Here is a 26,383-nt window from a genome sequence, read left to right on the forward strand (position 1 = left end):
CGAGCCGATAGGACAACGCTGTCGGAGTGCACAACCAGGGCCGGGGGCGGTCAGATGGCGGTCGAGTTCCGGCTGTTCGGCGACGTGGAGGTGCGCCTCGGCGGACGTCCGGTCGACGTCGGGCACGACCGGCAGCGGTGCGTGCTGGCGGTGTTGCTGGTGGAGGCCAACCGCCCGGTGTCGGTCGACCAGGTGGTGGACCGCGTGTGGGGCGGGCGGGGCCTGCCGCATCGGCCCGCCGGTGCGGTGCAGACCTACATCTCGTTGCTGCGCAAGACACTGGCCCCGGCGGAGGTCCTCATCACCAGGAGTCCTGGCGGCTATCGCATCGCGGTCGACGAGGAGGCGGTGGACCTGCACCGGTTCCACCGCCTCCTCGACCGGGCGCGGGAGGCGGACGACGAGGACGCCGCACCGCTGTTGGAGCAGGCACTCGCGTTGTGGCGGGGCGTTCCGTTCGCGACCCTCGACACGCCGTGGATCAACGCGGCCAGGGCCGTGCTGACCGGCCGCCGGCACGCCGCCCGGCTGGACCTGGCCGACATCCAGTTGCGCCGAGGCCAGCACGCTGCACTCGTGCCCGAACTGTCCGTTCTGGTCGACGAACACCCGATGGACGAACGGGTGGCCGGACAGCTGATGCTCGCTCTGTACCGCTGCGGCCGCCCGGCGGACGCGTTGCTGCACCACCAACGGCTTTGCCGCAGGCTCGCGGACGGGCTCGGCACGGATCCCAGCGCGCCGCTGCAGGAGCTGCACCAGCGGATCCTCACCGCTGACCCGGCGCTCGCCGTGCCGTCGGCAAGCGTGGTGCCACGTCAGCTGCCCGCCGCACCGAGGTCGTTCACCGGCCGCGCCGAAGAGCTGGCCCGCCTCGACGAGGCCCTGGGCGAGCGGGCCGCCGTCCTCTCGGTGATCGGTGGGGTCGGCGGAGTCGGCAAGACCTGGCTCGCGTTGCACTGGGCACACCGTCACCTCGACCGCTTCCCCGACGGGCAGCTCTACGTGAACCTCCGCGGCTTCGACCCCGCCGAGGCACCCGTCCGCGCTGATGCGGCGGTGCGCGGGTTCCTCTCGGCGCTCGGCGTCGGCCCGGCCGTGATCCCCGCGGAACCCGACGCCCAGATCGGGTTGTACCGCAGTCTCGTCGCCGGAAAACGCCTGCTCGTGGTCCTCGACAACGCGAGGGACACCGCGCAGGTCCGGCCGCTGCTGCCCGGCAGTCCGACCTGCACGGCGGTGATCACGAGCCGCCGCCGGCTCGACGGCCTGATCGTCACGCACCGGGCACACGCCGTGGATCTCGATCCCATGCCGGACAACGAAGCCGAGGAGCTGCTGGCCGATGTCGTCGGCCGGGACCGGATCACCGCGGAGCCCGGTGCCGTGGCCGAGCTCCTGGCGTGTTGTGCCGGTCTGCCGCTGGCGCTGGGCATCGTGGCCGTCCGCGCGGCGACTCATCCGCGGTTTCCGCTGGACGTCGTGGCCGAGGAGGTCAGGGACGCCTCCGCCCGGCTGGACGCGCTGGACACCGCCGAGCTGACCACCGGCGTGCGAGCGGTGCTCTCGTGGTCGCACCGCGCCCTGGACGCAGCGGCCGCGACCGTGCTGGAGCTGATCGCACTCGCGCCGGGACCGGACATCAGCCTGCCCGCGGTGGCCGATCTCAGCGACCTGGCCACCGCGCAAGCCCGCGCGGTGGTGCGCGAGCTGGAGGACGCGCACCTGCTGCAGCAGTTCGCGCCCGGCCGGTACCGTCTGCACGACCTGATCCGCCTCTACGCCGGCGAGCAGGCTCACCTGCGGCTGAGCAAGGACGAACGCGACGCGGCACTGCGCCGGCTGATCGGCTTCTACCTGCACACGGCGGACCTCGCGAGGCTGCTGGAGCCCAGCCAGACCGTCGACCTCGGCCGGCCAGGCGACGGCTGCAGGCCCCTGCGGTTCCCCGGCACCGCAGCGGCCGTGGCGTGGTTCGAGACCGAACACTCCTCGCTGCTCGCCGTGCAGCAGCTCGCCCTGGACAACGACTGGTACGTGCCGGCCTGGCAGCTCGCCTGGGCGTTGGAGAGCTTCCAGATCGCGCGAGGTCATCTGCACGAGCACGTGCGCATGTGGCGGACCGCGCTCGTCGCCGCCCAGCGGCTGGACGATGCCGCCGTGCACGTGCTGTGCCTGCAACGTCTCGGCCTCGGCTGCTCGCGGGCGGGTGCGCACTCCGAGGCGCTCGCGCACCTGCGGCACGCCCTCGCGATCACCCGGCGAACCGGTGACGAACACGGCCGGGCGCACACCCACCGGATCCTCTCGAAGGTGTGGGAGGGGATGGGGCGCTACCGGCAAGCACTCGCCCACGCCACGAGCGCGCTGCGGTTGTTCCGGACCTTCGGCGATCCGCTCCTGGAAGCGATGGGTCTCAACTCCGTCGGCTGGCTGCGCGCCCGCTCCGGCGATCCGCACCGCGCCCACGCTTACTGCGCGCGGGCGAACCTGTTGTTCCGGCAGCAGAACGACCGGGAAGGCCAAGCGGCCACTTTGGACAGTCTCGGTTACATCGCCCACCACACCGGCCGCCACGAGCTGGCCGTGGGCCACTACCGCGACGCCATCGCCCTGTGCCGTGGCATGGGCGAGGCGCACCGGGAAGCAGTCATGCTCGAACGCCTCGGCCAGGCGTACGACGCCCTCGGGCAGCTCGGCGACGCCCGCCGCACCTGGCAGCTGGCGCTCGACCTGTACCGGGCCCAGCAGCGGTCCACGGACGTGCACCGCGTCGAGCAGCTGCTGGCGGTCAGCGCGCCAGCACCGACCGCAGCCCGCTGATCCCGGTGAAGTGGTGACCGCGCATGCCGGCCAGCTCGGCGGCCAGCACGTTCTCCCGCTTGTCGTCGACGAACAGGATGTCGTCGTGACCCAGCCGGTCGCGGCACCACTCGAAGGCCGCGCGTTCCGGTTTCGCGTGACCGATGCGGCACGAGAAGCCGAGCACCTCGAACAGCTCCAGCCACGCGTGCGTGCGCTCGAAGTTGCGCGCGTGGTCCTCGGGGATGTTGGACAGCAACGCGATGCGCTGACCCGCGCCGTGCAGTTCGTGCAGGAGCGCGATCATCTCGTAGTCGACGCGGCTCCAGCTCGCGACGTCCGCCTCCACCAGCGGTTCGTGGCCGACGAGCCGCCAGTACTGCTCGGCCGTGACGGCACCGCGGTCGTAGGCGGGACGGTGTGCCCAGTAGGCGTCCCAGAACTTCGGATCGGTGCTCATGGTGGCCATCACCTCGGGCGACTGGTCGCGCGCGATCACGCCGAACATGTCGAACAGCACGATCACGCGGTCACCACCGCGACGCCGGCGGCCGTGAGGTCCTCGTCGCCGTCCGCGTCGGTCACCACCGCGTCCAAAGAGGACGCCGGGGCGACGAACGCCAGCGCGGTGCGGCTCAGCTTCGACGCGTCGGCGGCGGCGATCACTCGCCGGGCCGAGGCGATGGCGGCACGTTTCACCGAGGCGTCCTCCAGGTCGAAAGCGGTGAGTCCCTGAGCGGCGGACAGGCCGCAGCAGCCGATCACGGCGGTGTCGAAGCGCAGCGCCTGCAGCGAGGCCAGCGTCAACGGCCCGGTCAGCGCCAGTTCGCCGGGGCGCGGGCGGCCGCCGGGCACCAGCAGCGTCACCGAAGTGGAGGTGGACAGCGCGTTCACCGCGTGCAGCGACAACGGCATGACGGTCAGGCGGCGGTCGTGCAGCAGCCGGGCGACCTCAAGGCACGTGGTCCCGCTGTCCAGCACGACCGACTCGCCGTCCGCGATCAGGCCCGCGACGGCGGCGGCGATGCGGCGCTTGGCGTCGATGTTCTCGTCGGAACGCAGCGCGAACGGCGGTTCGGAGCCGCGCAGCAGCAGGCTGCGGGCGCCGCCGCGGAACCGTTCGAGGACGCCCTGGGCGGCGAGAACCTCCAGGTCACGGCGGATGGTCATCTCCGACGCGCCGGTGAGCGCGGCGAGTTCGGCCACGCCGAGGGAGCCGGCGTCGCGGACGGCCTCGGCGATCTGCTTCAGGCGGGACACGAACACGATTGAACAACAGTGGTGTTCGAAACACAAACTTTCGAACACGGTATCCGTTCGTTAGCGTGGGGCAAGTGAACGCTCTCAAGGCCGCGCGGGTGGCCACCTTCACGTACTTCGCGCTCAACGGGTTCCTGCTCGGGCTGTGGCTCGTGCACATCCCGACGGTCGAGCAGCGCACCGGCCTCGACCACGCCGAGCTCGGCCGGTTGCTGTTGCTGCTCGGCCTGGGCGCGTTCCTGGGCATGCGGATCGGCGGCAAGGTCACCGATCGGACCGGCGTGAAGTTCGTGCTGCCGATCGCCGGGGTCTTCTGCAGCATGGCCGCCCTGCTGCCGGGGCTGGCCGTCAACCAGTGGACGCTCGGTGCGGCGCTGCTCATCTTCGGCATCGGCAACGGCCTGATGGACGTCATCATGAACGCCCACGCCGTAGTGGTGGAAAAGCACTACAAGCGACCGGTGATGTCGGCGTTCCACGCGACGTGGTCGCTCGGTGGTGTGGCAGCCGCGTTGACCGGAGCGCGCACACTCAGCTGGCAGCTCTCCCCCGCCGTGACGCTGGGAGTGGCGGCCGCGCTCGGTGTCGTGGTCAGCCTGGTCGCGGCCAAAGCGCTGCTCGCCGGGAAGGAAGACCAGCGCGTCCAGCCGACCGGCAAGCGGAAGGTGCCGCGCCGGATCTGGGTCATGGCGCTGCTCGCGGGCCTGGTGATGCTGAGCGAGGGCGCGGCGAACGACTGGAGCGTGCTGCACCTGCAAGACGTCCTCGGCGCCGCACCGCAGGTCGCGGCACTCGCATACGGCGCGTTCGCCACCACGATGACGACCGGGCGGCTGCTCGCGGACCGGATCACCGCGAGGGTCGGTTCGGTGGCGGTGCTGCGCTGGGGTGCGGTGATCGGCGCGACGGGCATCGCGACGGCCGCGCTGTCGCCGTGGGTCTGGCTGGCGCTGGCGGGCTGGGCGGTCGCGGGCGCCGGGTTGTCGGGCACGGTGCCGCAGCTGTTCAGCGCGGCCGGGCACGCGGAAGCCGGTGCGGCCGCGGCGAACGTGTCACGGGTGGCCGGGCTCGGTTACCTCGGCGTGCTGGCCGGACCCGCGGTGATCGGCTGGCTGACGCACGTCGTGCCGCTCAACATCGCGTTCTTGCTGCCCGTGGCGTTCTGCGTGGTCACGGCGCTCTCGGCGAACGTGTTGCGAGCCGAACCCGCCAAGGACCGCGTGTCCGCGTAAAACTGTGCGCCATGGACCTCGCCCGACTGGATCTCACCACCGCCCACCTGGCCGACGCCTGCATCCGGGCGAACATCCCGGTCCGCACGGCCGTGCTCTCACCGGTCGTCCCCGGTGCCAAGACGTCCGGCCGCGTCCTGCCCGCCCGGCACGCGGGCAGCGTCGACGTCTTCCTGGAGGCCATCGACCGCGCGCAACCCGGTGACGTGCTGGTCGTCGACAACGACGGCCGTGTGGACGAGTCCTGCGTGGGCGACCTGATCGTCCTCGAAGCGCAGGCCGCGGGCCTGGCCGGGGTCGTGATCTGGGGCCTGCACCGCGACACCGCGGACATCCGGGCGATCGGGCTGCCGGTGTTCAGCCTCGGCAGCAACCCGACCGGTCCGTTGAGCCTGCGCGACCGTGCGCCGGAGGCTCTCTCGACGGCGCAGGTCGACCAGTGGACCGTCACCTCCGACGACGTCGTGTTCGGTGACGACGACGGTGTGCTGTTCGTGCCGGGATCGGAGGTGGAGGTCGTGCTCGCCAAGGCCGCCGGGATCCGCGACGTCGAACGCGCGCAGGCCGACCGGGTGAGGCAGGGTGAGTCCCTGCGCGGCCAGCTGCGGTTCGCCGAGTACCTGGCGAGCGGGCTCACGTTCCGCGAGCACCTGCGCAAGATCGGCGGCGCTGTCGAGGAGTGAGCTGGTATGCGGACCCGGACCCCGTGTCGAAACGTCCCCGCGCCCTTCGACGGACCTGTGCAAGGCAGCCGCTGAGAGGAACTTTCGACATGGACTGGACCCTGGAAGTCATCGTGGTGCCGGTGGCCGACCTGGACCGCGCCAAGCACTTCTACTCCGAGCAGCTCGGCTTCACGGTCGACCACGACACGACGTTCAACGCCGACACCCGCGTCCTGCAGCTCACCCCGCCCGGTTCCGGCTGCTCGATCGTGCTGGGCAAGGGCATCGTGAAGGGCGAGCCCGGCTCGCTGAAGGGCGTGCAGCTGGTCGTCTCCGACCTGGAGAAGGCCCGCGCGCAGCTGGTCGAGCGGGGCGTCGGGGTCAGCGAGATCGTGCGCATGAACGAAAAGGACGGTGGGTCGTTCATCTTCTTCGACGACCCGGACGGCAACAGCTGGGCCGTGCAGGAGATCAAGGCCCGCGCAACCGGTGGGGAGTGGAAGTGAAGTACATGCTGGTGACCTTCGGCGGCAACCAGGAGGACTGGGAGGGCATCGCCGCGTGGTCGGACGAGGACATGCACCGCATGGTCGACTACATGCACGCGCTGAACGCCGAGCTGGAGGCCAACGGTGAACTGCTGCAGGCCGAGGGTCTGAGCGGTCCGGCGCGGGCGTTCGTGGTGCGCGGCGGTGACGACGGCAAGCCGATCGTGGTCGACGGGCCGTTCGCGGAGTCCAAGGAGGTGATCGCCGGGTACTGGGTGGTCGATGTGGACAGCCGCGAACGGGTCGTGGAGATCGCCCGCCGGGCCTCCGCGTGCCCCGGCCCCGGCGGGAAGGTCCTGAACGCGCCGATCGAGGTGCACCCGATCATGGGGCCGCCGACCGAGGACCCGGAGACGTTCGCGCCGTACAAGTGAGCACGCGGGGACCTTTCGTGCTGCATGACGGTACGAAAGGTCCCCGCGTGCGGTCGAGCGAGGCTACTTCAGGTCGTACGCGCGGATGATGGTCTGCTGGACCTCACCGCCCGCGTCCGCCGCCCGAGCCTTGAACGACACGTTCTTGGCCCCCTGTGGGTGGAACAACGTGACCTGCCAGCCGTTGCGCGTCTTGTGCAGCGGCACCGGCTTCCACGTCGTGCCCTCGTCGAACGACACCTGCACGGCCGGGTCCTCGATGTCGGTGACGACACCGGTCCCGTTGCGTTCCACCGTGATCGGCACGGTCAGCACGCGGCCGGCCCGGTTGTACTCGTCCAGCCGCGGCGTGAACCGGACCGCGAGCAGCGAGATCGGTTTGAATTCCTCGCCGGGCACGTTCTCGGACGTGAACGTCCAGTCGGCGGTGAGCTGCGAGGTCTGCGACTCGCGGGTGGCCTCGACGTGGGCCTGGTAGCGCTTCTTCTCGGCCGGCACGTCCGGGACGAAAGCCGAGCCCGCGTAGGCCTGTTCGTAGATGACCTTGCCGTCGAGCGTCACGACCGTGCGGCCCGTGTGCTGGCTGCGGCCGTTCATGCCGTCCGTGCCGAACATCGGCACGTCCAGGCGCAGCGTGTTGCCCAGGCGGGCGGCGTACCGCACGTAACGCGGGTCGTTCGGCAGGCTGGGCCCGTAGACCGCGCTGTTCCAGTGCTCGGTGACGGTGCGACCGAGCGTGAACACGCGCGGCCGCACCGAGGACTGGTAACCGAGGCTCGGGTACTCGCCGAGCTTCACGAACTCGCTGAGCGAGCCGGCCCAGTCGACGTCAGGCGTGTAGAACTCCTTGAGCCGCAACGGCAGCGGGCCGGAGGCGCCCTCGTCGCGCTGGCCGATCGAGCCCGGCACGCGAGCATGCGTGACGGAGTCGACCTGGGCCAGGTCCCGGTCGCTGACCGAGCGCTGGACGTCCGCCGGCACGCGGCCGTCCTCGGAGATCCGCACGTGGTACTGGTACGGGCTGCCGTCGAAGTGGCCCTTGCCGTCCGGCCTGGCCATGACCTGCTGGGCGTGGAACTGGAACTTCGGCCACGACGTCGTGGACGGGCGGACGAAGAACCCCGCGAGCCGGGACGCGATCCAGCCGGCGCCGGTCGGACCCCAGTTGGTCTGCATGTCGAAGTGCAGCTCGGCGCTCACCGGCGCCGCGTCCTTCTGGTCCACGGTGATCGACGGCTCGTTGGCCTGGCGGGCGTCCAACACCAGGTCGGTGTTGGCGGTGATCTCGAGCGCCGGTTCGATCACGGCGGTGGTCACACCGCCCTGCGCCGGGTCGGGCGCGGGGGTGTAGATCGAGCCGTCGAGGAAGAACGTTCCCCTGGGCAGGCGCTGCACGAGGGTGCCCGACGGGTCGGACTGGAAGTACGCCTTGGGCTGGTTCACGTCGACGAACCGGTAGGTGTGGCTCGGCGTCGGATTGCCGTTGCGGTCGAGGAACGTCAGCTTCACGTCGTAGCTCTCGACCTCCTTCACCACACCCACGACCACGCGCACGCCGTCGGACGACACCACCGCGGCGCCGTAGATCGCGTCGGGCACGGCGGCACGCGTGTCGGCGGTGAGCACGGCGTCCGCGGAACCTCCGGCGGGAATCGTCAGCTTCGCCGGTGAAACGCTGAACAGGCCGGACGCGGCGGGCTTCACGTCGGCGACGCTGAGGTCCACGGTCACATCGGACGAACCACTGTTGCGGTAGGTCAGCTTCTGCGCGATGGGCTTGTCGTCGTCGTGCGGCCACAACGCGGTACCCAGCGAGTGGCTGCCCACGGTGGTGCTCACCGGTGACGACGCCGCGCGTCCCACGTCGAGCCGTCCGGCGCCCTGCTCGTAGGCGGTCAACGACGGGTCGGGCTTGGCGCTGTTCATCAGCGCCGCCTTGATGTCGTCCGCCTGCCACGCCGGGTGCTGGGCGGCGACGATCGCCGCCGCACCGGCCACGTGCGGTGTGGCCATCGACGTGCCGGACAACGCGACGTGCCCCTCGTCGACGGGCGTGCCGACCTTTCCGTTGCGGGCCTTGGCCGCCACGATGTCGACGCCGGGCGCGGTGATGTCGGGCTTGACCGCGTTGTTCGTCCAGCGCGGGCCGCGTGAGGAGAAGTCGGCGAGCTTGTCGTCACGGTCCACGGCGCCGACGGTGAGGGCGGCGTCGGCGGATCCGGGCGAGCCGATCGGGCCACCGGAGTTGCCCGCCGCGACCACGAACAGGGCACCGGTCCGGGCTGTGATCCGGTTGAGCGCGAGCGACATCGGGTCGGTGCCCTCGTCCGGCCACGAGTTGCCGAGGCTCATGTTGACGACCTTGGCCTTGGTGGCGGCCCACTCCATGCCGGCGATGATGCCGCTCTCGCTGCCGTCGCCGGAGTCGCCGAGCACCTTGCCGTTGACGAGCTTGGCGTCCGGCGCGATGCCCTTGTACTTGCCCTCACCGGTGATGATCGACGCGACGTGCGTGCCGTGACCGAAGCGGTCGTCGGTGGTGTCGCTGTCGCTGAAGTTCTTCGACTCGACGACGGCGCCCGCGAGGTCCGGGTGGGTCTCGTCGACGCCGGTGTCCAGCACGGCGACCGTCACGCCGGCCCCGGTGAAGCCCTTCGCCCACGCCAGTGGCGCTCCGACCTGTGCGGCGCTGCGGTCCAGTGACGCGGTGACCTTGCCGTCGAGCCAGACCTTCCCGGTTCCCGCCACCCGCGCACCGGACCAGAAGCCGCCGTTCTTGTCCGCGCTCGCGGTGTGCGCGTTGATGCTCGGCAACGACCCGGCGGTGGCGGCGCTGATCCCCTGCCCCTGCACGATCAGCGGAATGGTCCTGCTGGACGCGTCGTCGTAGCCGGATCTGGCCAGCAGCGAGACGTCGAACAGCCGTGCGTCGAGCTCGCCGGAGTTGAGTCTCGCCTGCGCGTCCGCGGGTACGACGTGGAGGTCGCCCCGCGGGTCGGTGAAGGTCCGGAACGCGATGTCCTGTCTGCCGCGCGCCCTTCTGACCTGGACCGTTCCGCCGGTGACGGTGACCTCGTCACCGGTGATGAGCGTGACCTTCGTGGTCAGCCCGTCGGCACGCACCTGTCTCTGCGGCTCGGCTGCCGCAGAGACAGGAACGGCTGCCGTGGCGGCAACCACGACAGCCGTCAGCCCTGCGGCGAGATGTGATCGTTTCAACGCGAACTCCCGTGGTGCACAGTGGAGATGTCAGCTCTCGGTGACTGAAACCACTTCTGACCGCGATCGCGCTGCAACCTGTTTCACATCACATATTCACAGATTCGCCCGGATCGCCCTCTCGACCGCGGCCTCGACGTGCAGCCGCGTCGTCGGGAACACCGGCAGCGGCACGTCGTCCTGGGTGATCAGCAGCTCGATCTCGGTGCAGCCGAGGATCACGCCCTGCACGCCGTCGAACCGGGCGATCACGTCCTGGTAGGCACGCCGGGACTCGTCGCGCACGATCCCGACGCACAGCTCGTCGTAGATGATCCGGTGCACCGTCGCACGGTCCTCGATGGACGGAAGCAGGACGCGCAACCCGTGCGACTCCAGGCGTTCGCGGTAGAACGGCTGGTCCATCGTGAACCCGGTGCCGAGCAGCCCGACCGTCGTGAGGCCCGCGGCCTTGATCGCCTCGGCGGTCGTGTCGCCCAGGTGGATCATCGGGATGCCGACGGCGGCCTGCACCTCGTCGAACACCTTGTGCATGGTGTTGGTGCACAGCAACAGGAAGTCCGCGCCACCCGCCTCCACCCGTGCGGCGGCGCCGGCGAGCGCCTTGCCCGCGTCGTCCCAGCGGCCCTCGACCTGCATGCGTTCGATCTCGGCGAAGTCCACGGAGTGCAGCACGATCTTCGCGGAGTGCAGACCGCCGAGGCGTTCCCGCACGACCACGTTCGCGAGCCGGTAGTACTCCGCGCTGCTCTCCCAGCTCATCCCGCCGAGCATCCCGATGGTCAGCACGGGTCCAGTCAAGCACTCCAGCGCGGGTCGCGGCCGGTGCGGGCCAGCAGTTGCTCAAGCGGCGAGGCGTCCGCCGGTGGTTCGACGGGTTCCTTGAACACCTTCCACTCGATCGCCGTCGGCGCCATCTGCGTGACGAGGTCGGAGACCTCGGCGAACACCTCGGTGTCGGGTTCGAAGCGCTGACCGGTGGCCTGGGCGAGGTCCCACGCGTGGATGGTGAGGTCGAGCAACGCGAGCCCGCCCACGGTGCGAGCGGGCAGCTGCATGTTCCCGGCGATGCCCTCGTCCGCGCCGGGCTGTCCCCACGCCGCGACGAGCTTCGCCGTCTCGGCCGGGAACTGCGTGCGCCAGTCCGGGTAGGACGGCGTGTGGCTGAAGTCGGCGTCCTGCTTGACGGCGAGCTTCTGGAACTCGACGACGACGTGCAGCAGGTGGTCGAGCAGGGCGCGGACGTCGTAGTCGGCGCACGGGGTGGGCCTGGTCAGGTCTTCGTCGCTGATGGACGCGATGACGGGCAACGCGTGGTCGCGGGCGCGGTCGAGCAGAACACTGAGCTTCATGGGGCCGACGCTATGGCCGGCACGGTTCCCCGCTCTTGAAGAAACGCGCCAACCTGAGCAGCGCTCGATGAAGGGCGGCAAAACCCTCGTTCCCGGACAGGACTTCGCGCCGACCTAGGATCGGCACCGTGCAGGGGCCGCGCCGGGACACTCGGGGGATCGTGGCCGCGCGCGAGCTGTTCGCCCGCGTGCGGTTCCGCCGGCATCTGCCGTGCGCGGAGCTGCGGCCGTACCTGGAGCACTACTGGCTGATCGACGGCGTGCTCGACGAGCCGTACACCTCGCACGTCGTACCGCACCCGTCGGTGAACATCGTCTTCGAACACGGGTACAACCACCCGGAACTCGCCGGGGTGGGGCTCGGGTTGTTCAGCCGGACCCTGCGCGGGCGGGTGCGTGTCGCGGGAGTGCAGTTCCGGCCTGGAGGGTTCCGGCCGTTCCGCGCCGAGCCGGTGTCGCAGTGGACCGGCCGGCACGTGCGGCTGCACGAGGTTCCCTCGTCGCTGGTGCTCGACGAGGACGACCGGGTGGCCGCGCTCGACCGGTTCCTGCTGACGATGGGACCGGTGGCCGACCCGCAGGCGACGCTGGCGATGGACCTGGTGCAACGGATCCGCGACGACCGGGAGATCCGCCGGGTCGCCGACTTCGCGCGGGAGGCCGGGGTGTCGGTGCGGACGATGCAACGGCTGTTCGCGGACTACGTCGGGGTGAGCCCGAAGTGGGTCATCCTGCGGTACCGCATCCACGAGGCGCTGGAGCGCGCCGAGTCCGAGGTGCAGTGGGCTCGGCTGGCCGCCGACCTCGGGTACAGCGACCAGGCCCACCTCGTGCGGGACTTCACCCAGACCGTTGGAGTGTCCCCAACGGCCTATGCGCGGGCACTCAGCTGAAGTACTCGCACAGCTCGACGATGATCCCCTCGGGGCCGCGGACGTAGACCACCCGCAGCATGTTCTCGTACGTCTCGGCGGTGCCGACCAGCTCGGCGCCGTGCGGCTTGAGCCGGGCCAGGGTGTCGTCGAGGTCCTCCACGACGAACGCGACGTGCCGCAGGCCCAGCGCGTGGATCGGGGCGCGCGAGCTGCCGTCGATGCTGGTCGGCGTCTGGAACTGGCTGAACTCGATGCGGTGGTGGCCGTCCGGGGTGCGCATCATCGCGATCTCGCTGTTGGAGCCGTCGAGGCCGATGACGCTGTCGACGAAGTCGCCCTCCATGTGGGCCTTGCCTTCCAGCTCCAGGCCCAGGTCGGTGAAGAACGCGACGGCGGCCGCGAGGTCGGTGACGGTGATGCCGAGGTGGTGCATGCTCTTGACGGCCATTTCGGGTGCCTTCCTGCTCGGTTGTACCCCTGGGACGGAGCGGCCGGCCCGACTTCGACACGCGAAGTGGTCCAACTTCGAAGCGTAGTTGTGGCTCTACTTCCTGGACCGCTTTGACGGCAGAGTCACCGGCATGAGCATCGCCTTCCTGGTCACGACGATGATCGCGGTCGCCACGCCCGGCACCGGAGTGCTGTACACGCTGTCGGCCGGACTGGCACACGGCCGGAAAGCCGGTGTGATCGCCGCGTTCGGCTGCACGGTGGGGATCGTGCCGCACGTGCTGGCGACCGTCACCGGACTCGCGGCGTTGCTGCACGCCGGCGCGGTGGCGCTCGAGATCGTGAAGTACCTGGGCGTGGCGTATCTGGTGTACCTGGCGTGGACGACGTTGCGGGACAAGAGCGAGCTGGTGGTCGACACCGCGGCGGCTCCCAGGTCCGCCCGGCGGATCGTCGTGTCGGCCGTGCTGGTCAACCTGCTCAACCCGAAGCTGACGATCTTCTTCGTGGCGTTCCTGCCGCAGTTCGCGACCGGGTTCGGCGAGATGGTCGCGTTGAGCGGGGTGTTCATGGCGCTGACGTTCGCGGTCTTCGCCGTCTACGGGGTGTTCGCGGCGTCGATGCGCGACCGGGTGCTGTCCCGGCCGCGCGTGGTCGTGTGGCTGCGCCGGTTCTTCGCCACGTCGTTCGCCGCCCTGGGCGCGAAGCTCGCGTTGACCTAACCGCAGGCCGCGGCGCGTTCCAGCAGCAGGGTCTTCTCCCGCTCGTTGCGGGTCAGCGCGGCGGCCTTCTCGAACTCGGCCTTCGCCTCCTCGGTCCGGCCGAGCTTGACCAGGAAGTCGCCCCGGACGCTGGGCAGCAGGTGATAGCCCTGCAGCGCCTTCTCGCCGGAGATCTCGTCGACCAGCGCGAGACCGGCGGCGGGGCCGAACGCCATCGACAACGCGACCGCGCGGTTGAGCTCGACGATCGGCGACGGTGAGATCTGCGCGAGCACCTGGTAGAGCGCGGCGATGCGTTGCCAGTCGGTGTCCTCCGGCTTGCGCGCACGGGCGTGACAGGCGGCGAGGGCGGCCTGCACGTAGTAGTTGCCCGGCGGCTGGTTGAGGGCCTCGGCGCGTTCGAGGGCCTTGAGGCCGCGGCCGATGAGCAACCAGTCCCACTTGCCGCGGTCCTGCTCCAGCAGCACCACCGGTTCGCCGTTGGGGCCGGTCCTGGCCTTGGCGCGGGACGCCTGGATCTCCATCAACGCGACCAGGCTGTGGACCTCGGCCTCCTTCGGCGCCAGCTCGGCGAGCACGCGGCCGAGCCGCAGGGCCTCCGCGCACAGCTCCGGGCGCATCCAGTCGTCGCCCCGGGTGGCGGAGTAGCCCTCGTTGAAGATCAGGTAGACCACTTCGAGGACGCTCGCGAGCCGGGTCGCGAGCTCGGGGCCTTCCGGGACCTCGAACGGCACCCCGGCGTCGGCCAGCGCCTTCTTGGCGCGCACGATGCGCTGGGCCACGGTCGCGTCGCTGACCAGGAACGCGCGGGCGATCTCCTCGGTCTTGAGGCCGCCCAGCATCTTCAGCGTCAGCGCGACCCGCGCCTCGGTGCCCAGCACCGGGTGGCAGGCCGTGAAGATCAGGCTCAGCAGGTCGTCGCCGATCTCGTCGTCGATGCCCTCGCTGGCGTCCGGCGTCGCCTCCTGGACCTCGCGGCCGATCTCCTCGACCTTGCGGTTGAAGTTCTCGCGCCGCCGGATCTGGTCGATCGCGCGGCGCTTGGCCGTCGTCATCAGCCACGCGCCGGGGTTGCGCGGCACGCCTTCGGCCGGCCACTGCTCCAGTGCCGCGACCAGCGCGTCCTGGGCCATCTCCTCCGCCAGGCCGACGTCACGCGTGTACCGGGCGAGCGCGGCGATGACCTTCGCCGACTCCATCCGCCAGACCGCGTCGATGGTGCGGTGCACCGAGGTGGTAGCCCCCATGGGGGCATCAGACCACAGCCACCTGCCGTATTTCCACGACGCACGCCGGAAGGGGGATGCGCCTGATCCGCTCGACCGCCTCCTCGCGGCTGCGGACGTCGATCAGCCAGTACCCGGACACCCCGCAGGCGTGCGGGACGAGGTCGCCCGCGTCGAGCAGGACACCCGCGCGCAGCAGGGAGTCCCCGTGCCGTGCTGCCACCGGCTTCGGGCTTCTGACGAACACCATGAACCGCACCGGGCCTCCTCGTCCGCTGTTACCCGTACGTCGAACGAGAGGGGCCGGAATCGACGGATGATCAGGCCGTGAAGTCGGCCGCGTGATCGCGCGCCCACTGGGCGAACGTCCGGTAGGGCTTGCCGGTCACCGCTTCGAAGTCCGGTGACACGGCGAACTCGTAGCCGGCGAAGTCGTCCGGGTCGCCACCCTCGTAGCCGCCGAGGCCGAGGACGAAGCGGGCGATCTCCTCCGGCCAGCCGACGCTCATGTAGTAGGCGAGCGCCTCCTCGGTCGTGACGTCGCGGAACCGCACCGGGCGGCCGATCGCCTCGCCGATGGCCTCCGCCATGTCGCGCTGGGTGAGCCGCGGCGGTCCGGTCAGGTCGTAGACCTTGCCCGCGTGCCCGTCCTCCAGCAGTGCCTTCACCGCCACCTCGGCGATGTCGGCCTCGTGGATCGGCTGTCCGAAGGCGTCGGGGCTCGGGTGCACGATCGTCCCGTCCTCGCGGATCGACGGACCCCAGAGGCTGAGCTTGTTGGCCGCGAACTCGCCGGGCCGCAGGTGGGTCCACTCGACGCCGGACGCCTCGACGGCCTGCTCGACCGGCAGGTGGTGACTCGTGTCGTAGCCGTGGGTCACCGCGCCCGACGACAACGTCACGATCCGGCGCACTCCGGCTCGCACCGCGCGGTCGACGACTTCCTGTGCCGTCGGAGGGTACGCGAACAGGTAGAGCTTCTCCACGCCGTCGAACGGGATGCTGTCCGGGTCGTCCAGGTCGCCGTAGACGGTTCCCGGCGCGGGCTTGCGGCTCATCGCCCGCACGTCGGCTCGTCCGGCGAGGCCGCGCACCACCAGCCGGCCGACGGTGCCGGTCGCACCGGTCACCAGGATCGTCATCGCAGGCCCCCTTCGATTCCGTCGAGCAGCTTGGCCAGGCCGTAGTCGAACGAGCTGCGCACGTTGTCCGAGAGCGTGCCGCCGGTGTCGTAGGCACCCGAGTGCCAGAGGCTCGTCATCGTCGGGTAGCGCTCGACGTCGAAGTAGTCGTCCCAGAACACCTGCCGCGCGCCCCACCACGAGTCACCGGACTCGCCGGTCTTCTCCTCCAGCTGCTGATCGTCCACTTCGGACGCCGCCGCGCTGTGGACGAACCCCTCGATCGCCACGTGCGCCACGGTGATCTGCCGCGGCTCCAGGCCGGAGTCGGCGAGTGCGGCCAGCACGAACTCCTGGCCGTCCATCAGTCCCGGCCCGAGCGGCGGGCGCACCATCGACACGTCGCGCATCCACGGATGCTTCCGGTACACGGCGCGGGTGCGGTCGGCGTAGTGCTGGACGCGCTCACGCCAGGTGCCAACCGGGGTGAGGTCGCGTTCCTGCAGCACCGTGTCGGCCATCAGGTCGATGAGCTCGGCCTTGCCGGGCACGTGCCCGTAGAGCGACATCGTGCCGACGCCCAGTTCCTGCGCGACACGGGCCATCGACATGGCGCCGAGCCCTTCGCGGTCGGCCACCGCGATCGCCGCCGTGACGATCTGGTCGACGCTCACCTTGGGTTTCCTGCCGACCGGTTTCGGTTCCGGCGGTCTGCGCCAGAGCAGTGCGAGCGTCCTGACCGGGTCTCCCCCGCCGCTGCGTTCGGCGGCCATCCGCCCACCCCATTTCCGCCGGCCGTACGAAAACAATACCGTACGGTCTACGGAAATGGCGGTCCCGCGCACCGCGCTGATCAGCTCCTGTTGACGTACCAGGTGACCCGCACGCCGGTCGCCGACAGGTCCTTCAGGTCGGCGCACACCTCCTGCACCGACACGAGCCCGGTTCTGCGGCACAACCGCTCGTCCGTGTCGAGCTGCTTCGCAGCGGTGTAGCCATGTGACACCAGATGAGCGCGCATCACCTCGTGGGCGCGCTCGCCGGTCGCCTCCAGCACCCGCGCGCAGTTGGCGCCGTGGCCGGAGCCGCACCAGCCGTCGACCTCCGCGACCCGCAACCCGGGCGGTCCTGGCAGGACTCCTTCGTCACGGGGTGCGGCGCCTTCGTAGACGACCACCACGACGAACGCGGCGCTCAGGAATCCCAGCCCCGCCAGGGCGGCCAGCCAGACGACGCCGGCGAGCCACCGCCGCTCCACCAGCAGACCGGCCGAACTCACCACCGCCGTCAGCACCGGGTAGAGCCAGAACCCGTCCAGCGCCGACGGCACCCACGGCCCCGACCAGCCCAGCCCGCGCGGCACGACGAACCACACCTGCAGAACCAGCAGGACGAACCCGACGACGAGCCCGGTCCGCCGGGTCCGCGCCAGCACGCACCACAGCAGGACGGGGAGCACCCCGAACGCGCTGGAATCCGGAGCCAGGGCGGCGACGGCCAGCCCCGCGGCACCCAACGCAAAACGCCACCAGTTCGCCCGCACCCCAGTGATCCACACCTGACCAGTATGCGGAAAACGCCGTCCCGGCAGCCGGGACGGCGTTTTCTCAGGAGGTGGTCAGGACCGCCAGGCCAGGGTGGCCAGCATCTCCTTGCCGCGCTCGGCGTTGCGCGGCTGGCTGAGCACGTCGTAGCGACCGGCCACGAGCTGGGTGGTCGAGGCGAAGTCGCGGCGGCCGCGCTGGGCCGAGTAGCGCATCGCGGCGCCGGCCAGTCCGAACACGGTACCGACGACCAGGCCCGTGATGATCGGGGCGAGGGCGCCGCCGGTCGAGAACAAGCCGAGCAGCAAGCCGACGAACAGACCGAACCAGCCGCCCGACGCGGCACCGGCGCCCAGGACGCGGCCCCAGGTCAGACGGCCCGTGACGCGTTCGACGATCATCGGCTCGACGCCGACGATGGTGACGTCGGCGACCGGGAAGTCGTTGTCCGCCAGGTGGTCGACGGCCCGCTGCGCCTCCTCGTAGGTGGCGTACGAACCGATCGGCCAGCCCGAGGGCGGCGTGGGCAGTGCGTTGATGCCGGTGCCGGCACCGGCGGTGAGCGGAGTCGCGGTGGTCATTTCTGCAACACCTCCGATATGCGATCCCCTTATGCCCAGTACTACGAACGTGCTCCCGCAGTTGTTCCCGAAATTGCTTCGATGTGACTCAGCTCCCCTTCGGTGAGCGTGATGTCCAGCGATTCCAGCGTTTTCGCGAGGTCCTCGACCTGAGAATTCTCAGGTTTCTCACCAGGGCGTTCGACGGTCAGCGTCGATCCGACCAAACGGCGGCTCAGTCGCGGTTCGAGACGCATGACGACGAGTTGGCGGCTGAACGGTGAACGCTCATGCGTGGCGATGTAGTGGTTGGCCATCACGTAATCGACGGGCAACTGCTCGACGTCGGGCTCGAACGCGTGCATTCGCCGCCATCCGTCCGCCATCTCCTTCTCCAGCACCCAGCAGCCCTCGGCGGAACGCAGCCGGTGCGGCCATCCCGCCTGATCCACGACGGCGCCGTCCACGAGCGGCATCGGGTGCAGCATCCCGGCACCGAAGCCGACGTCGAGGAGGTGGTCGTCGACGATCGACATGAAGTGCGTGCGCGGCCCGGTCATCACCCGGCCCATGCGGCGCGCCACGGTGTGGCCGAGACGTTCCAGGACCGCCGTGAACAGCAGCTGGTGCTCGAAGCAGTAGCCGCCACGGCGACGGCCGAGCATCTTGGCCTGGATGTCGGCCAGGTCCAGCGACGGCACGTGGCCGAGCATCACGTCGATGTTCTCGAACGGGATGGCGCGCACGTGCTTCTCGTGCAGCTCCGTCAGCGAGCTCGACGCCGACGCCCCGGTGCGCTCGAAGTACGCGTCGAGGTCCACCAGGTCCGTCTGCCACATGGTGATGCTCTGCCATTCCTCTCGGGTCAGCGCATACTCGACCTCGCCGTGCTCGGAGCCGGGCAGCGGTTGCGGCCAGTCGACGTGGAACGTGCGGACGTGCCGCAGCCCGCACTTCTCCATCACGCGGCGCGACCCGGCGTTGACGAACATCGTGGTGGCCACGACCCGCCGGACCCCGCCGGTCGTGAAACCGCGGGAGATCAGGGCCTTCGCGCCCTCGGTGGCGTAGCCGCGGCCCCAGAACTCGCGGTGCAGCCGGTAGCCGAGCTCGGCCACACCGTCGCCGACGGGCTTGAGCTCGAACCATCCGACGAACCGGCCGGTGCTCATCTCGTGCGCGGCGAGAAAGCTGTCGCCGAGGTAGTGCTCGATCGGCGCGGGGTCGAGGAACCGCATAACCTCGGGGTCGGCGTGGAGTGCGGTCAGTTCGTCCACATCGGACTCACCGAGCGGGCGCAGCGTCAGTCGTTCGGTTTCCACGACGAAATCGTGCCCCGGTTGTCCACCGGTTTACCGCACAGCAGTGACGCCACGGCGGCCACCAGGCACAGCACGATCGAGAAGCCGAACGCGATCGCGAGCCCCTGCGCGAACGGCCCGGAGATCAGGCTCGGGAAGAACCCGCGCCCGGTCAGGAACGCGGCCTGGTCCGGTGGCAGGGTCGCGAGCTGGTCGCCGAGCAGCTGCTGGATCGGGTTGTAGCCGAGGAACGCCGCGAACAGCACGGCGACCGCGGGCAGCGAGGCGACCTGTGCGGCCGCGGCCGGGGACACGCCGTGCTCGACCAGGCCGGTGCGCATCGCACCGGGCAGCGACTGGGAGAAGCCGACGATGATCAGGCTGAAGAAGAACCCGATCGACAGCACCATCGCGGTGTTCTGGAACGTGGTCATCATGCCGCTGCCGGAACCGCGGGCGTTGGCGGGCAGCGAGTTCATCACCTCGGCGCGGTTGGGCGAGGAGAACATGCCCATGCCGATGCCGGTGAACACGAGGATCAGCGCGAACGCCCAGTACGGGAAGTCGACCGGCAGGACGATCAGCAGCGCGAACGTCAGCGCCGCGACCAGGTTGCCCGTGCAGGCGAGCATCCGGCTGCCGAGCCGGTCGGACAGGATGCCCGCGGTGGGCGCGGCGAGCAGGAACCCGACGGTCATCGGCAGCATGTAGATGCCCGCCCACAACGGCGTTTCCTCGTAGGAGTAGCCGTGCAGCGGCAGCCAGATTCCCTGCAGCCAGATGATCAGGATGAACTGCAGCCCGCCGCGGCCCAGCGCCGAGGTGAAGTTCGCGACGTTGCCCCAGGTGAACGACCGCAGCCGGAACAGGTGCAGGTCGAACAGCGGGTTGGGCACGCGGTGCTCGATCACGACGAACGCGGCCAGCACGAGCACGCCGCCGATCAGGCACGCCAGCACGAACGGGCTGGTCCAGCCGGTCTGGGAGGTGCCGTGCGGCTGGATGCCGTAGGTGATGCCGACCAGCACCGCGATCAGGCCGATCGCGAAGGTGACGTTGCCCCACCAGTCCATCTCGGCGTGCCGGCGTTCGCCGGTGTCGTGCAGCTTCAGGTAGGCCCAGACCGTGCCGAACAGGCCGAACGGCACGGAGACGATGAAGACCAGGTTCCAGTCGACCGGTGCCAGCAGGCCGCCGATCACGAGCCCGAGGAACGAGCCGGCGATGGCGGCCACGCCGTTGATGCCGAGCGCCATGCCGCGCTGGGTGACCGGGAACGCGTCGGCCAGGATCGCCGAGGAGTTCGCCATCAGGAACGCTCCGCCGACGCCCTGCACGACCCGCCACCCGATCAGCCACATCGCCGCGACGTCACCGTCGAACCAGGTGACCGCCAGCATGATCGACGAGAACGTGAAGATCGCGAAGCCGAGGTTGTACATGCGGGCCCGGCCGTACATGTCGCCCAGCCGCCCGAAGCTCACCACCAGCACCGCGGTGACGACCAGGAAGCCCATGATCATCCACAGCAGGTAGCCGGTGTTGGCCGGGTCGAGCGGGTTGATCGCGATGCCCTTGAAGATGTCGGGCAGCGCGATCAGCACGATCGACGAGTTGATCGTCGCGATCAGCATGCCCAGTGTCGTGTTGGACAGCGCGATCCACTTGTACCCGGCCGGAGCCGCCGTCTGTAAGGTCACTTCGCCATGCTAAACAACCTGTCTACGGTTTGATCGTCTCCAGCACCGCCCCCGAGGCGTCCCGCACGACGACGCGGGCGTCGGGGTGGTGGTCGACCATCGGCGCGGCCAGCACGAACGTGCCGTTGGCGAGCGAGGCGGCCACGTCGGCCGTGCCGGGCCGGGTGTAGGTGATCGACGCCACCTTCTCGTCCAGGACCAGGCCGACGACGGCGAGGCTCGAACTGGCCGAAGAGCCGTCCTCGCGCTTGACGAAGTTGTAGAACGCCGGCGCCGCGGCGATCGTCCGGCCGCGGACCTCGTCCATCTCGTCCGGCTCGTGGAGCGTGCCGCGCATCGGCCGCTGCGTGCTGTCCAGGCAGTACACCAGCACGTCGCCGAAGCGGCCGAGGACGATGGTGTCGGTGGCGCTGACCTTGGCGGTGACGCCCAGCCAGAACTGGTCGGCGTCCGGGACCGGCCGGTCCTTCAGGCACTCGGCGAACCGCGCGGCCTCCCGCGTGTCGCGCACGGCGGGCGGCAACGGCCGGTCGGTGACCGGCTGGGTCGGCTTCGGCACGCCGCGCAGCACCCTCTCCTCGCCGTTGACCAACGCCCGGGTGCCGTTCTCGGCCTTGGTGAAGCCGCTGGGAGCGAGGAAGAGACCGTCGACCAGTGCGGGCGAGGTGTTGTTCCAGCCCTGGTCGCCGATGCGGGACAGGCTGAGGAACTTCACGTCCGGCGACACCAGGCCGGCCATCGCCCCGGTGGGCGTGCTGAACAGCACCTCCACCTTGAGCCGGCCGTCCTCGACCTTCACCTGGTCGGGCGCGGAGATCGTCGTGGTGGTGACTGTGTTCGCGCAGAAGAACACTCCGGTCGGGCCGCGGAACGCAGTGAGTGTCGTGCCGTTCTGGCGGCTTGTGGCGATGGCCTGCCACTCAGCAGCAGGTGGGTGCTCTTTGGCCGCGGCGACGCACCGCGCGAGCGCGTCCGGGTTCACCGTGCCGCGTTCGACGTGGTTGACGACCGCGCGGTCCTTGCCGACGAACTCACCGTTGTGCTGCACGGTGGGGTCCGCCAGCTGCGCGGATCCGCCGACGAGGGCCTGACCGGCGAAGACGGCACCTGCGGCGAGCAGGCTGACGCCCGCGGCGATCAGCGCGGGTGTGCGGTTGGAGGCGGCGGGGTCCATGCCCTCGGCGAGACGGCGGCGGGCGCGCAGGCGGACGTCGTCGGGCAGGGCGCGGTGCTCGGGCAGCTGGTCGATCATCCGTTGTCCTCGGGGGTCAGCTCGCGCAGGCGAGCGCGGGTGCGGGCGACGCGGGCGCGCACGCTCGACTCGGCGATGCCGAGGAGCGTGGCGGCGTCGGCGGTGGAGACGTCGCCGAGCAGGCACAGCTGGGCGATCTCGCGTTCGGACGGCGGCAGCTCGGCGATGGCGGCGACCACCTCCGCCAGCCGCCGTTGGGCGTCGGTGCGGGCGGCGACCTCGTCGGCGTGGTCGCGCTCGTGCTGCGGCGCCAGTCTCGCCACCAGCCGCAGCGCCCGGCGCGACGCCCGCCACTCGGTGCGGGCGCGGTTGGCCGTCACGGTGTAGAGCCAGGGCAGGGCGGAGTCGCGCACCAGCTGGGCCTGGCCGCGTTTGCGCCACGCGGTCAGGAACGTCGCGGAGAGCAGGTCCTCGGCCTGCGACCAGGACGCGGTCAGCCGGTAGGCGTAGTTCCACACCGCCTCGGCGTGACGTTCGAACAGCTCGGTGAACGCGGCGTGGTCGCCCTGGGCGATCCGGTCCCACAGGTGCGCGTCCGGCGGCGGACCCACGTCCGCGCGCTCGGTCGTCTCAGTCATCACACTCCGCCTGGGGCCGGGAGCGCCCAGTGTGCTGCGTGACGCCCGTCACCCAGCACAGAGGGACCCGCCCCTCACGGCAGGCGTGGACGGCCCCGATGGCAAGATCTTCGCGTGCCGATCGAGCAACAGCAGTCCGGCAGTGTTGAGCCGGAGACCCAGGTGTTCGCGAAGATCACGACCGAGGAACCGACAGTACCGGCGACAACTCCAGCGACCCCTGCCGCGCAGGCACCCGCACGCCCGCCCAAGTCGCTCACCCGCCGGATCGCCCGCCGGATCCTCGGCCCGACGCTGATGACGAAGAAATAGTCCTAGCGGTCAGGGACCTGACCGAGCCCGCCGCAGACCCGGCAGGCGGTCCGGTCCTCGTTGAGCCCAGAACCATGGCAACGGCTGCACTCCTTCACAGAGAATCAGTGTCCGCCTCTACTCCGAGTGGACGCAGCCGCCAAGCAGGGACCGTCCCGGCAATAATGGGTGACCCCCATCGTTCACGCTCGGTGATCAGGCCGAGGTGGACGGTCCCGCCGGAATCTCGTTGGTACGTGCGACATTGCCTGAGACAAGGCCGGGGACGACGGTTCTGCGCTCGCCGTGCGGGAGCCTCCACCAGCCCGAACAGCCACGTGGGCACGGGTGCGACATCTCGTGCAGCACAAGGCCTTGCGGCCCGGGAACAGGTTGCTGCCAGGTCATCGTTCCGGACCCCGCGCAGAGCAGGCAGGTGTCCTCTTCACACTCCACGCAACGTAATTACTCCACAGGGGACACTGGCGGCAATCGCTGAATCGAGGGGACATCACCGATGACGGTCGCGGTCGTGACGGGAGCCGGTTCCGGAGTGGGTCGCGCGGTGGCGCGCACCCTGCTCGCGGCCGGTTTCCAGGTGGCACTGGCAGGGCGGCGCGAGGACGCGCTGCGGGAGACGGCGTCCGGTTTCGCCGGCAGCGCCCTGGTCGTACCAACCGATGTGTCGCATGAGGACTCGGTCGTCGCGCTGTTCGCCGCCGTGGTCGAGAAGTGGGGCCGCGTGGACGTGCTGTTCAACAACGCCGGCACGAACGTGGGAGCCACGCCGATCGAGGAGTTCAGCCTCAGCGCGTTCGAGAAGGTCGTCGCGGTGAACCTCACGGGCGCGTTCCTGTGCGCGCGTGAGGCGTTCAAGGTGATGAAGACCCACGGCGGCGGCCGGATCATCAACAACGGCTCGGTCTCGGCGTCGGTGCCGCGCCCGAACGCGGTGGCGTACAACGCCACCAAGCACGCCATCACCGGGCTGACCAAGTCGCTGTCGCTCGAAGGCCGCGCGCACGACATCGCGTGCGGGCAGATCGACATCGGCAACGCCGCGACCGACATGACCGCGAGGATGGGCCAGGGCGTGCTGCAGGCGAACTTCGAGACCAGGCCGGAGCCGACGTTCGACGTGCAGCACGTGGCCGACGCGGTGCTGTACCAGGCTCAGCTGCCGTTGAACGCCAACGTGCAGTTCATGACCGTGATGGCGACGACCATGCCCTACATCGGCAGGGGTTGAGCCTGGTACAGGCCTCCGCCGCGTTCCAGCAAACCGAAGTCCACGAGGTAGCGGCGGATGGTCACGTGGTCGACCTCTCCCCCGTCGCACCACGCCTGCAGCCGCTCGTTGATCTCGTTCTCCTCGTAGTACGTCTGCGGCACGAAAGCCTTCGACGCGACGTGTTCGAGGATCTTGCGTCGCCGCTCGGGCGACACCGGCAGCGAGACCAGCTTGTCCCCGCGCACGAACGGCGCGAGCCCGTCGGCGGGCACGGGCTCGGTGAGCGTGGCGGCGAGCGGCTTCAGGTCGGCCGGCCGGGCCGGGTCCCCCTCGACCAGCCCGGCCTCGCGGAGCTTCCGCAGCGCGGTGCCGGCGTCCTTGACCTTGAGCCCGGAGGCGGCGGCGACGTCCGCCAGCGTCCCCGCGCCGAGGACGACAGCGGCGAACGCCCGCAGCCTCGCCGGTTCGGCCAGCACGCGCACAACGGTCTCCGGAGTGGTCATGTCTGCGACCGTAGCCACGCCGTCCACCCGATTTCAGCGCGAGGGCGCGCCCTGCCAGTCCCTCATCTGCCCACCGGTCCCTCGGCCATCGTGTCCGCGAGGTAGGCCTCGAAGTCGGGCTCGTCGGGCTCCAGCACGTACCGCACCCACGCGGTGCGTTCGTGCGACAGCGGCGGCAGCTCCCACACGCAGCCGATGAGGTCCTTCGGGATGACGCTGAAGTGCGTGAGGTCCGGGTCGGTCGAGCCGAGGAACGGCTGGTCGCCGGACACGGCGGTGCGGCAGTGCAGCACGTTGTCCCACACCCAGTTGTAGGCGTTGAGGTACATGCCCGCGGCGCTGCGGTGCAGGACCGTGACGGTGGCGGGCGGGGTCGGATCGGCGAAGTCCGGGTAGATCTCCGGCAGGAACGCGCAGGCGGCCGCGCGGATGTCGTCGGTGATCTCGAGGCCGGGCGTCACGACCTCGTAGCGCTTGACGTGTCTGCCCGCGACGACCAGCGGTTCCTTGACCGCCAGGTGCTTCTCGTAGAAAGCCATGTGTCGAACATATGAGCTATCACTGACACCCTGTGGCAGTGTATCCGCGTGCGTGCGAGCCGGTTGGTGTCGTTGTTGCTCCTGCTGCAGACCAAGGGGCGGATGACCGCGCAGGCGCTGGCCGACGAGCTGGAGGTGTCGGTCCGCACGATCTACCGCGACGTGGAGTCGTTGCACGCGGCCGGGGTGCCGCTGTACGGCGACGCGGGACCCGCCGGGGGTTACCAGCTGCTGGACGGCTACCGCACGCGGCTGACCGGGCTCACCGAGCAGGAGGCGGAGTCGTTGTTCCTGGCCGGGCTGCCGGGTCCGGCGGCGGAGCTGGGGCTCGGGGACGCGGTGTCGGCGGCGCAGCTCAAGCTGATGGCGGCGCTGCCGTCGTCGATGCGCGACCGGGCCTCGCGCATGGCGGAGCGGTTCCACCTGGACGCGCCCGCCTGGTACTACGACCCGGAACGGGCGCCGTTCCTGGAGCTCGTGGCGGACGCGGTGTGGCGGGAACGGCTGCTGAAGGTCTCGTACCGGCGGTGGCAGGCGCCGGAGGAGGTGACGCGGACGCTGCGGCCGTTGGGGCTCGTGCTGAAGGCCGGGCGCTGGTACCTGGTCGCGCAGGGGTCGTCGCGGATCTCGACGTACCGGGTGTCGCAGATGCAGGCGGTGACGGTGCTGGACGAGGCGTTCGAGCGGCCGGCCGGGTTCGACCTGGCGGCGCACTGGGCGGCGTCGCTGGAGGAGTTCCAGGCGCGGCAGTACACCGGTGAGGCTGTCATCAGGCTGTCCGCGCGCGGGTTCGAGTCGTTCGCGTCGCACGTGCTGCCCGCGGTGGCACGGGCCGCGGCGGAGTCGGCCGTGCCGGACGGCGAGCGGGTGCGGGTGACGATCCCCATCGAGTCGATCGGGCACGCCACGGGCATGTTGCTGCGGATGGGCGGCGAGGTCGAGGTGCTGGCGCCGGACGAGCTGCGCGAGCACGTCACGTCCGCGGTCCGGCAGCTGGCGTCGATCTACCTCCGCTCCGGCACGGACGAGCGATGACCG

The 26,383-nt window shown here is 70.2% G+C and carries 28 protein-coding genes; 10 read left to right on the plus strand and 18 right to left on the minus strand.

The features are described from left to right. Window positions 1–54: 54 nt before the first annotated feature. Window positions 55–2,823: a BTAD domain-containing putative transcriptional regulator gene (locus ABZV40_RS11180; RefSeq protein ID WP_355438583.1), complete on the plus strand. Its 2,769-nt coding sequence runs from the start codon at window positions 55–57 to the stop codon at window positions 2,821–2,823. Here the strand turns inward: ABZV40_RS11180 and ABZV40_RS11185 are convergent. Together ABZV40_RS11185 and ABZV40_RS11190 are read right to left on the minus strand one after the other, a co-directional pair. Further along, window positions 2,792–3,328: an HAD-IA family hydrolase gene (locus tag ABZV40_RS11185; protein WP_355438585.1), complete on the minus strand. Its 537-nt coding sequence runs from the start codon at window positions 3,326–3,328 to the stop codon at window positions 2,792–2,794. The two genes, ABZV40_RS11180 and ABZV40_RS11185, sit on opposite strands and share 32 nt — an antisense overlap. Beyond that, window positions 3,325–4,062: a DeoR/GlpR family DNA-binding transcription regulator gene (locus tag ABZV40_RS11190; protein ID WP_355438587.1), complete on the minus strand. Its 738-nt coding sequence runs from the start codon at window positions 4,060–4,062 to the stop codon at window positions 3,325–3,327. Before ABZV40_RS11190 ends, ABZV40_RS11185 begins: the two co-directional genes overlap by 4 nt. A gap of 65 nt (window positions 4,063–4,127) precedes the next feature. On the opposite strand from ABZV40_RS11190, the gene ABZV40_RS11195 reads away from it, so the two are divergent. From ABZV40_RS11195 to ABZV40_RS11210, 4 genes are all read left to right on the plus strand, one after another. After that, on the plus strand, window positions 4,128–5,294 hold the full coding sequence (locus ABZV40_RS11195) for an MFS transporter (RefSeq protein WP_355438589.1): 1,167 nt from the start codon (window positions 4,128–4,130) through the stop codon (window positions 5,292–5,294). Between the two features lie 11 nt (window positions 5,295–5,305). Beyond that, window positions 5,306–5,977 carry an RraA family protein gene (locus ABZV40_RS11200; protein WP_355438591.1) on the plus strand — a complete coding sequence of 224 codons (672 nt, stop codon included), beginning with the start codon at window positions 5,306–5,308 and terminating at the stop codon, window positions 5,975–5,977. Window positions 5,978–6,066: 89 nt separating this feature from the next. Further along, on the plus strand, window positions 6,067–6,465 hold the full coding sequence (locus tag ABZV40_RS11205) for a VOC family protein (RefSeq protein WP_355438593.1): 399 nt from the start codon (window positions 6,067–6,069) through the stop codon (window positions 6,463–6,465). Window positions 6,466–6,470: 5 nt separating this feature from the next. Continuing rightward, entirely contained in the window at window positions 6,471–6,881 is a 411-nt protein-coding gene (locus tag ABZV40_RS11210; RefSeq protein ID WP_355438775.1) for a YciI family protein, read from the plus strand. Between the two features lie 63 nt (window positions 6,882–6,944). Here the strand turns inward: ABZV40_RS11210 and ABZV40_RS11215 are convergent, their stop codons facing one another. From ABZV40_RS11215 to ABZV40_RS11225, 3 genes are all read right to left on the minus strand, one after another. After that, window positions 6,945–10,004 carry a S8 family serine peptidase gene (locus ABZV40_RS11215; protein WP_355438595.1) on the minus strand — a complete coding sequence of 1,020 codons (3,060 nt, stop codon included), beginning with the start codon at window positions 10,002–10,004 and terminating at the stop codon, window positions 6,945–6,947. Window positions 10,005–10,196: 192 nt separating this feature from the next. Beyond that, complete coding sequence (locus ABZV40_RS11220; protein ID WP_355438597.1) at window positions 10,197–10,889, minus strand: aspartate/glutamate racemase family protein; 693 nt, start codon at window positions 10,887–10,889, stop codon at window positions 10,197–10,199. Window positions 10,890–10,897: 8 nt separating this feature from the next. Further along, window positions 10,898–11,452 (minus strand): TIGR03086 family metal-binding protein, encoded by a 555-nt coding sequence (locus ABZV40_RS11225; protein ID WP_355438598.1) that lies wholly within the window; start codon window positions 11,450–11,452, stop codon window positions 10,898–10,900. 128 nt (window positions 11,453–11,580) lie between these two features. On the opposite strand from ABZV40_RS11225, the gene ABZV40_RS11230 reads away from it, so the two are divergent. After that, window positions 11,581–12,345, plus strand: a complete 765-nt coding sequence (locus tag ABZV40_RS11230) for a helix-turn-helix domain-containing protein (protein WP_355438600.1) — start codon at window positions 11,581–11,583, stop codon at window positions 12,343–12,345. Here the strand turns inward: ABZV40_RS11230 and ABZV40_RS11235 are convergent. Continuing rightward, on the minus strand, window positions 12,338–12,775 hold the full coding sequence (locus tag ABZV40_RS11235; RefSeq protein ID WP_355438602.1) for a VOC family protein: 438 nt from the start codon (window positions 12,773–12,775) through the stop codon (window positions 12,338–12,340). The genes ABZV40_RS11230 and ABZV40_RS11235 overlap by 8 nt on opposite strands. A 133-nt stretch (window positions 12,776–12,908) precedes the next feature. Between ABZV40_RS11235 and ABZV40_RS11240 the strand changes: the two genes are divergently transcribed. Beyond that, window positions 12,909–13,499 (plus strand): LysE family translocator, encoded by a 591-nt coding sequence (locus ABZV40_RS11240; protein WP_355438604.1) that lies wholly within the window; start codon window positions 12,909–12,911, stop codon window positions 13,497–13,499. Here the strand turns inward: ABZV40_RS11240 and ABZV40_RS11245 are convergent. The 10 genes from ABZV40_RS11245 to ABZV40_RS11290 all read right to left on the minus strand — a co-directional run bounded on the left by ABZV40_RS11245 (window position 13,496) and on the right by ABZV40_RS11290 (window position 22,781). Further along, window positions 13,496–14,746: an RNA polymerase sigma factor gene (locus tag ABZV40_RS11245; RefSeq protein WP_355438606.1), complete on the minus strand. Its 1,251-nt coding sequence runs from the start codon at window positions 14,744–14,746 to the stop codon at window positions 13,496–13,498. The two genes, ABZV40_RS11240 and ABZV40_RS11245, sit on opposite strands and share 4 nt — an antisense overlap. A 7-nt stretch (window positions 14,747–14,753) precedes the next feature. Further along, window positions 14,754–14,984 carry a hypothetical protein gene (locus ABZV40_RS11250; protein WP_355438608.1) on the minus strand — a complete coding sequence of 77 codons (231 nt, stop codon included), beginning with the start codon at window positions 14,982–14,984 and terminating at the stop codon, window positions 14,754–14,756. A gap of 61 nt (window positions 14,985–15,045) precedes the next feature. Continuing rightward, window positions 15,046–15,867, minus strand: a complete 822-nt coding sequence (locus ABZV40_RS11255) for an NAD(P)H-binding protein (RefSeq protein WP_355438610.1) — start codon at window positions 15,865–15,867, stop codon at window positions 15,046–15,048. Then, window positions 15,864–16,619 (minus strand): TetR/AcrR family transcriptional regulator C-terminal domain-containing protein, encoded by a 756-nt coding sequence (locus tag ABZV40_RS11260; RefSeq protein ID WP_355438612.1) that lies wholly within the window; start codon window positions 16,617–16,619, stop codon window positions 15,864–15,866. Before ABZV40_RS11260 ends, ABZV40_RS11255 begins: the two co-directional genes overlap by 4 nt. A gap of 80 nt (window positions 16,620–16,699) precedes the next feature. Further along, window positions 16,700–17,404, minus strand: a complete 705-nt coding sequence (locus ABZV40_RS11265; RefSeq protein ID WP_355438614.1) for a hypothetical protein — start codon at window positions 17,402–17,404, stop codon at window positions 16,700–16,702. A 60-nt stretch (window positions 17,405–17,464) separates the two neighbouring features. After that, entirely contained in the window at window positions 17,465–17,971 is a 507-nt protein-coding gene (locus ABZV40_RS11270) for a general stress protein (RefSeq protein WP_355438616.1), read from the minus strand. Window positions 17,972–18,012: 41 nt separating this feature from the next. After that, window positions 18,013–19,272, minus strand: a complete 1,260-nt coding sequence (locus ABZV40_RS11275; RefSeq protein WP_355438618.1) for a GNAT family N-acetyltransferase — start codon at window positions 19,270–19,272, stop codon at window positions 18,013–18,015. Then, window positions 19,254–20,885 (minus strand): MFS transporter, encoded by a 1,632-nt coding sequence (locus ABZV40_RS11280; protein WP_355438777.1) that lies wholly within the window; start codon window positions 20,883–20,885, stop codon window positions 19,254–19,256. The genes ABZV40_RS11275 and ABZV40_RS11280 overlap by 19 nt, the downstream gene beginning before the upstream one ends. A gap of 88 nt (window positions 20,886–20,973) precedes the next feature. Beyond that, a complete protein-coding gene (locus ABZV40_RS11285) occupies window positions 20,974–22,203 on the minus strand; it encodes a hypothetical protein (RefSeq protein WP_355438620.1) in 1,230 nt (409 codons plus the stop codon). Continuing rightward, window positions 22,200–22,781 (minus strand): sigma-70 family RNA polymerase sigma factor, encoded by a 582-nt coding sequence (locus tag ABZV40_RS11290; protein ID WP_355438622.1) that lies wholly within the window; start codon window positions 22,779–22,781, stop codon window positions 22,200–22,202. Before ABZV40_RS11290 ends, ABZV40_RS11285 begins: the two co-directional genes overlap by 4 nt. 114 nt (window positions 22,782–22,895) lie before the next feature. Here ABZV40_RS11290 and ABZV40_RS11295 point away from each other — a divergent pair, with 114 nt between their 5' ends. Both ABZV40_RS11295 and ABZV40_RS11300 read left to right on the plus strand, forming a co-directional pair. Next, a complete protein-coding gene (locus ABZV40_RS11295; RefSeq protein ID WP_355438624.1) occupies window positions 22,896–23,093 on the plus strand; it encodes a hypothetical protein in 198 nt (65 codons plus the stop codon). Between the two features lie 496 nt (window positions 23,094–23,589). Then, window positions 23,590–24,321, plus strand: a complete 732-nt coding sequence (locus ABZV40_RS11300; protein WP_355438626.1) for an SDR family oxidoreductase — start codon at window positions 23,590–23,592, stop codon at window positions 24,319–24,321. On the opposite strand, the gene ABZV40_RS11305 is transcribed toward ABZV40_RS11300, so the two are convergent. After that, window positions 24,303–24,806: a DUF2087 domain-containing protein gene (locus tag ABZV40_RS11305; RefSeq protein WP_355438628.1), complete on the minus strand. Its 504-nt coding sequence runs from the start codon at window positions 24,804–24,806 to the stop codon at window positions 24,303–24,305. The two genes, ABZV40_RS11300 and ABZV40_RS11305, sit on opposite strands and share 19 nt — an antisense overlap. 62 nt (window positions 24,807–24,868) lie before the next feature. Continuing rightward, a complete protein-coding gene (locus ABZV40_RS11310) occupies window positions 24,869–25,345 on the minus strand; it encodes a hypothetical protein (RefSeq protein ID WP_355438630.1) in 477 nt (158 codons plus the stop codon). A 48-nt stretch (window positions 25,346–25,393) separates the two neighbouring features. Between ABZV40_RS11310 and ABZV40_RS11315 the strand changes: the two genes are divergently transcribed. Beyond that, window positions 25,394–26,380, plus strand: a complete 987-nt coding sequence (locus tag ABZV40_RS11315) for a YafY family protein (protein WP_355438632.1) — start codon at window positions 25,394–25,396, stop codon at window positions 26,378–26,380. Window positions 26,381–26,383 lie beyond the last annotated feature (3 nt).

Origin of the sequence: Lentzea sp. NPDC004782 (assembly GCF_040609115.1) — a bacterium.
Lineage (GTDB): Bacteria > Actinomycetota > Actinomycetes > Mycobacteriales > Pseudonocardiaceae > Lentzea.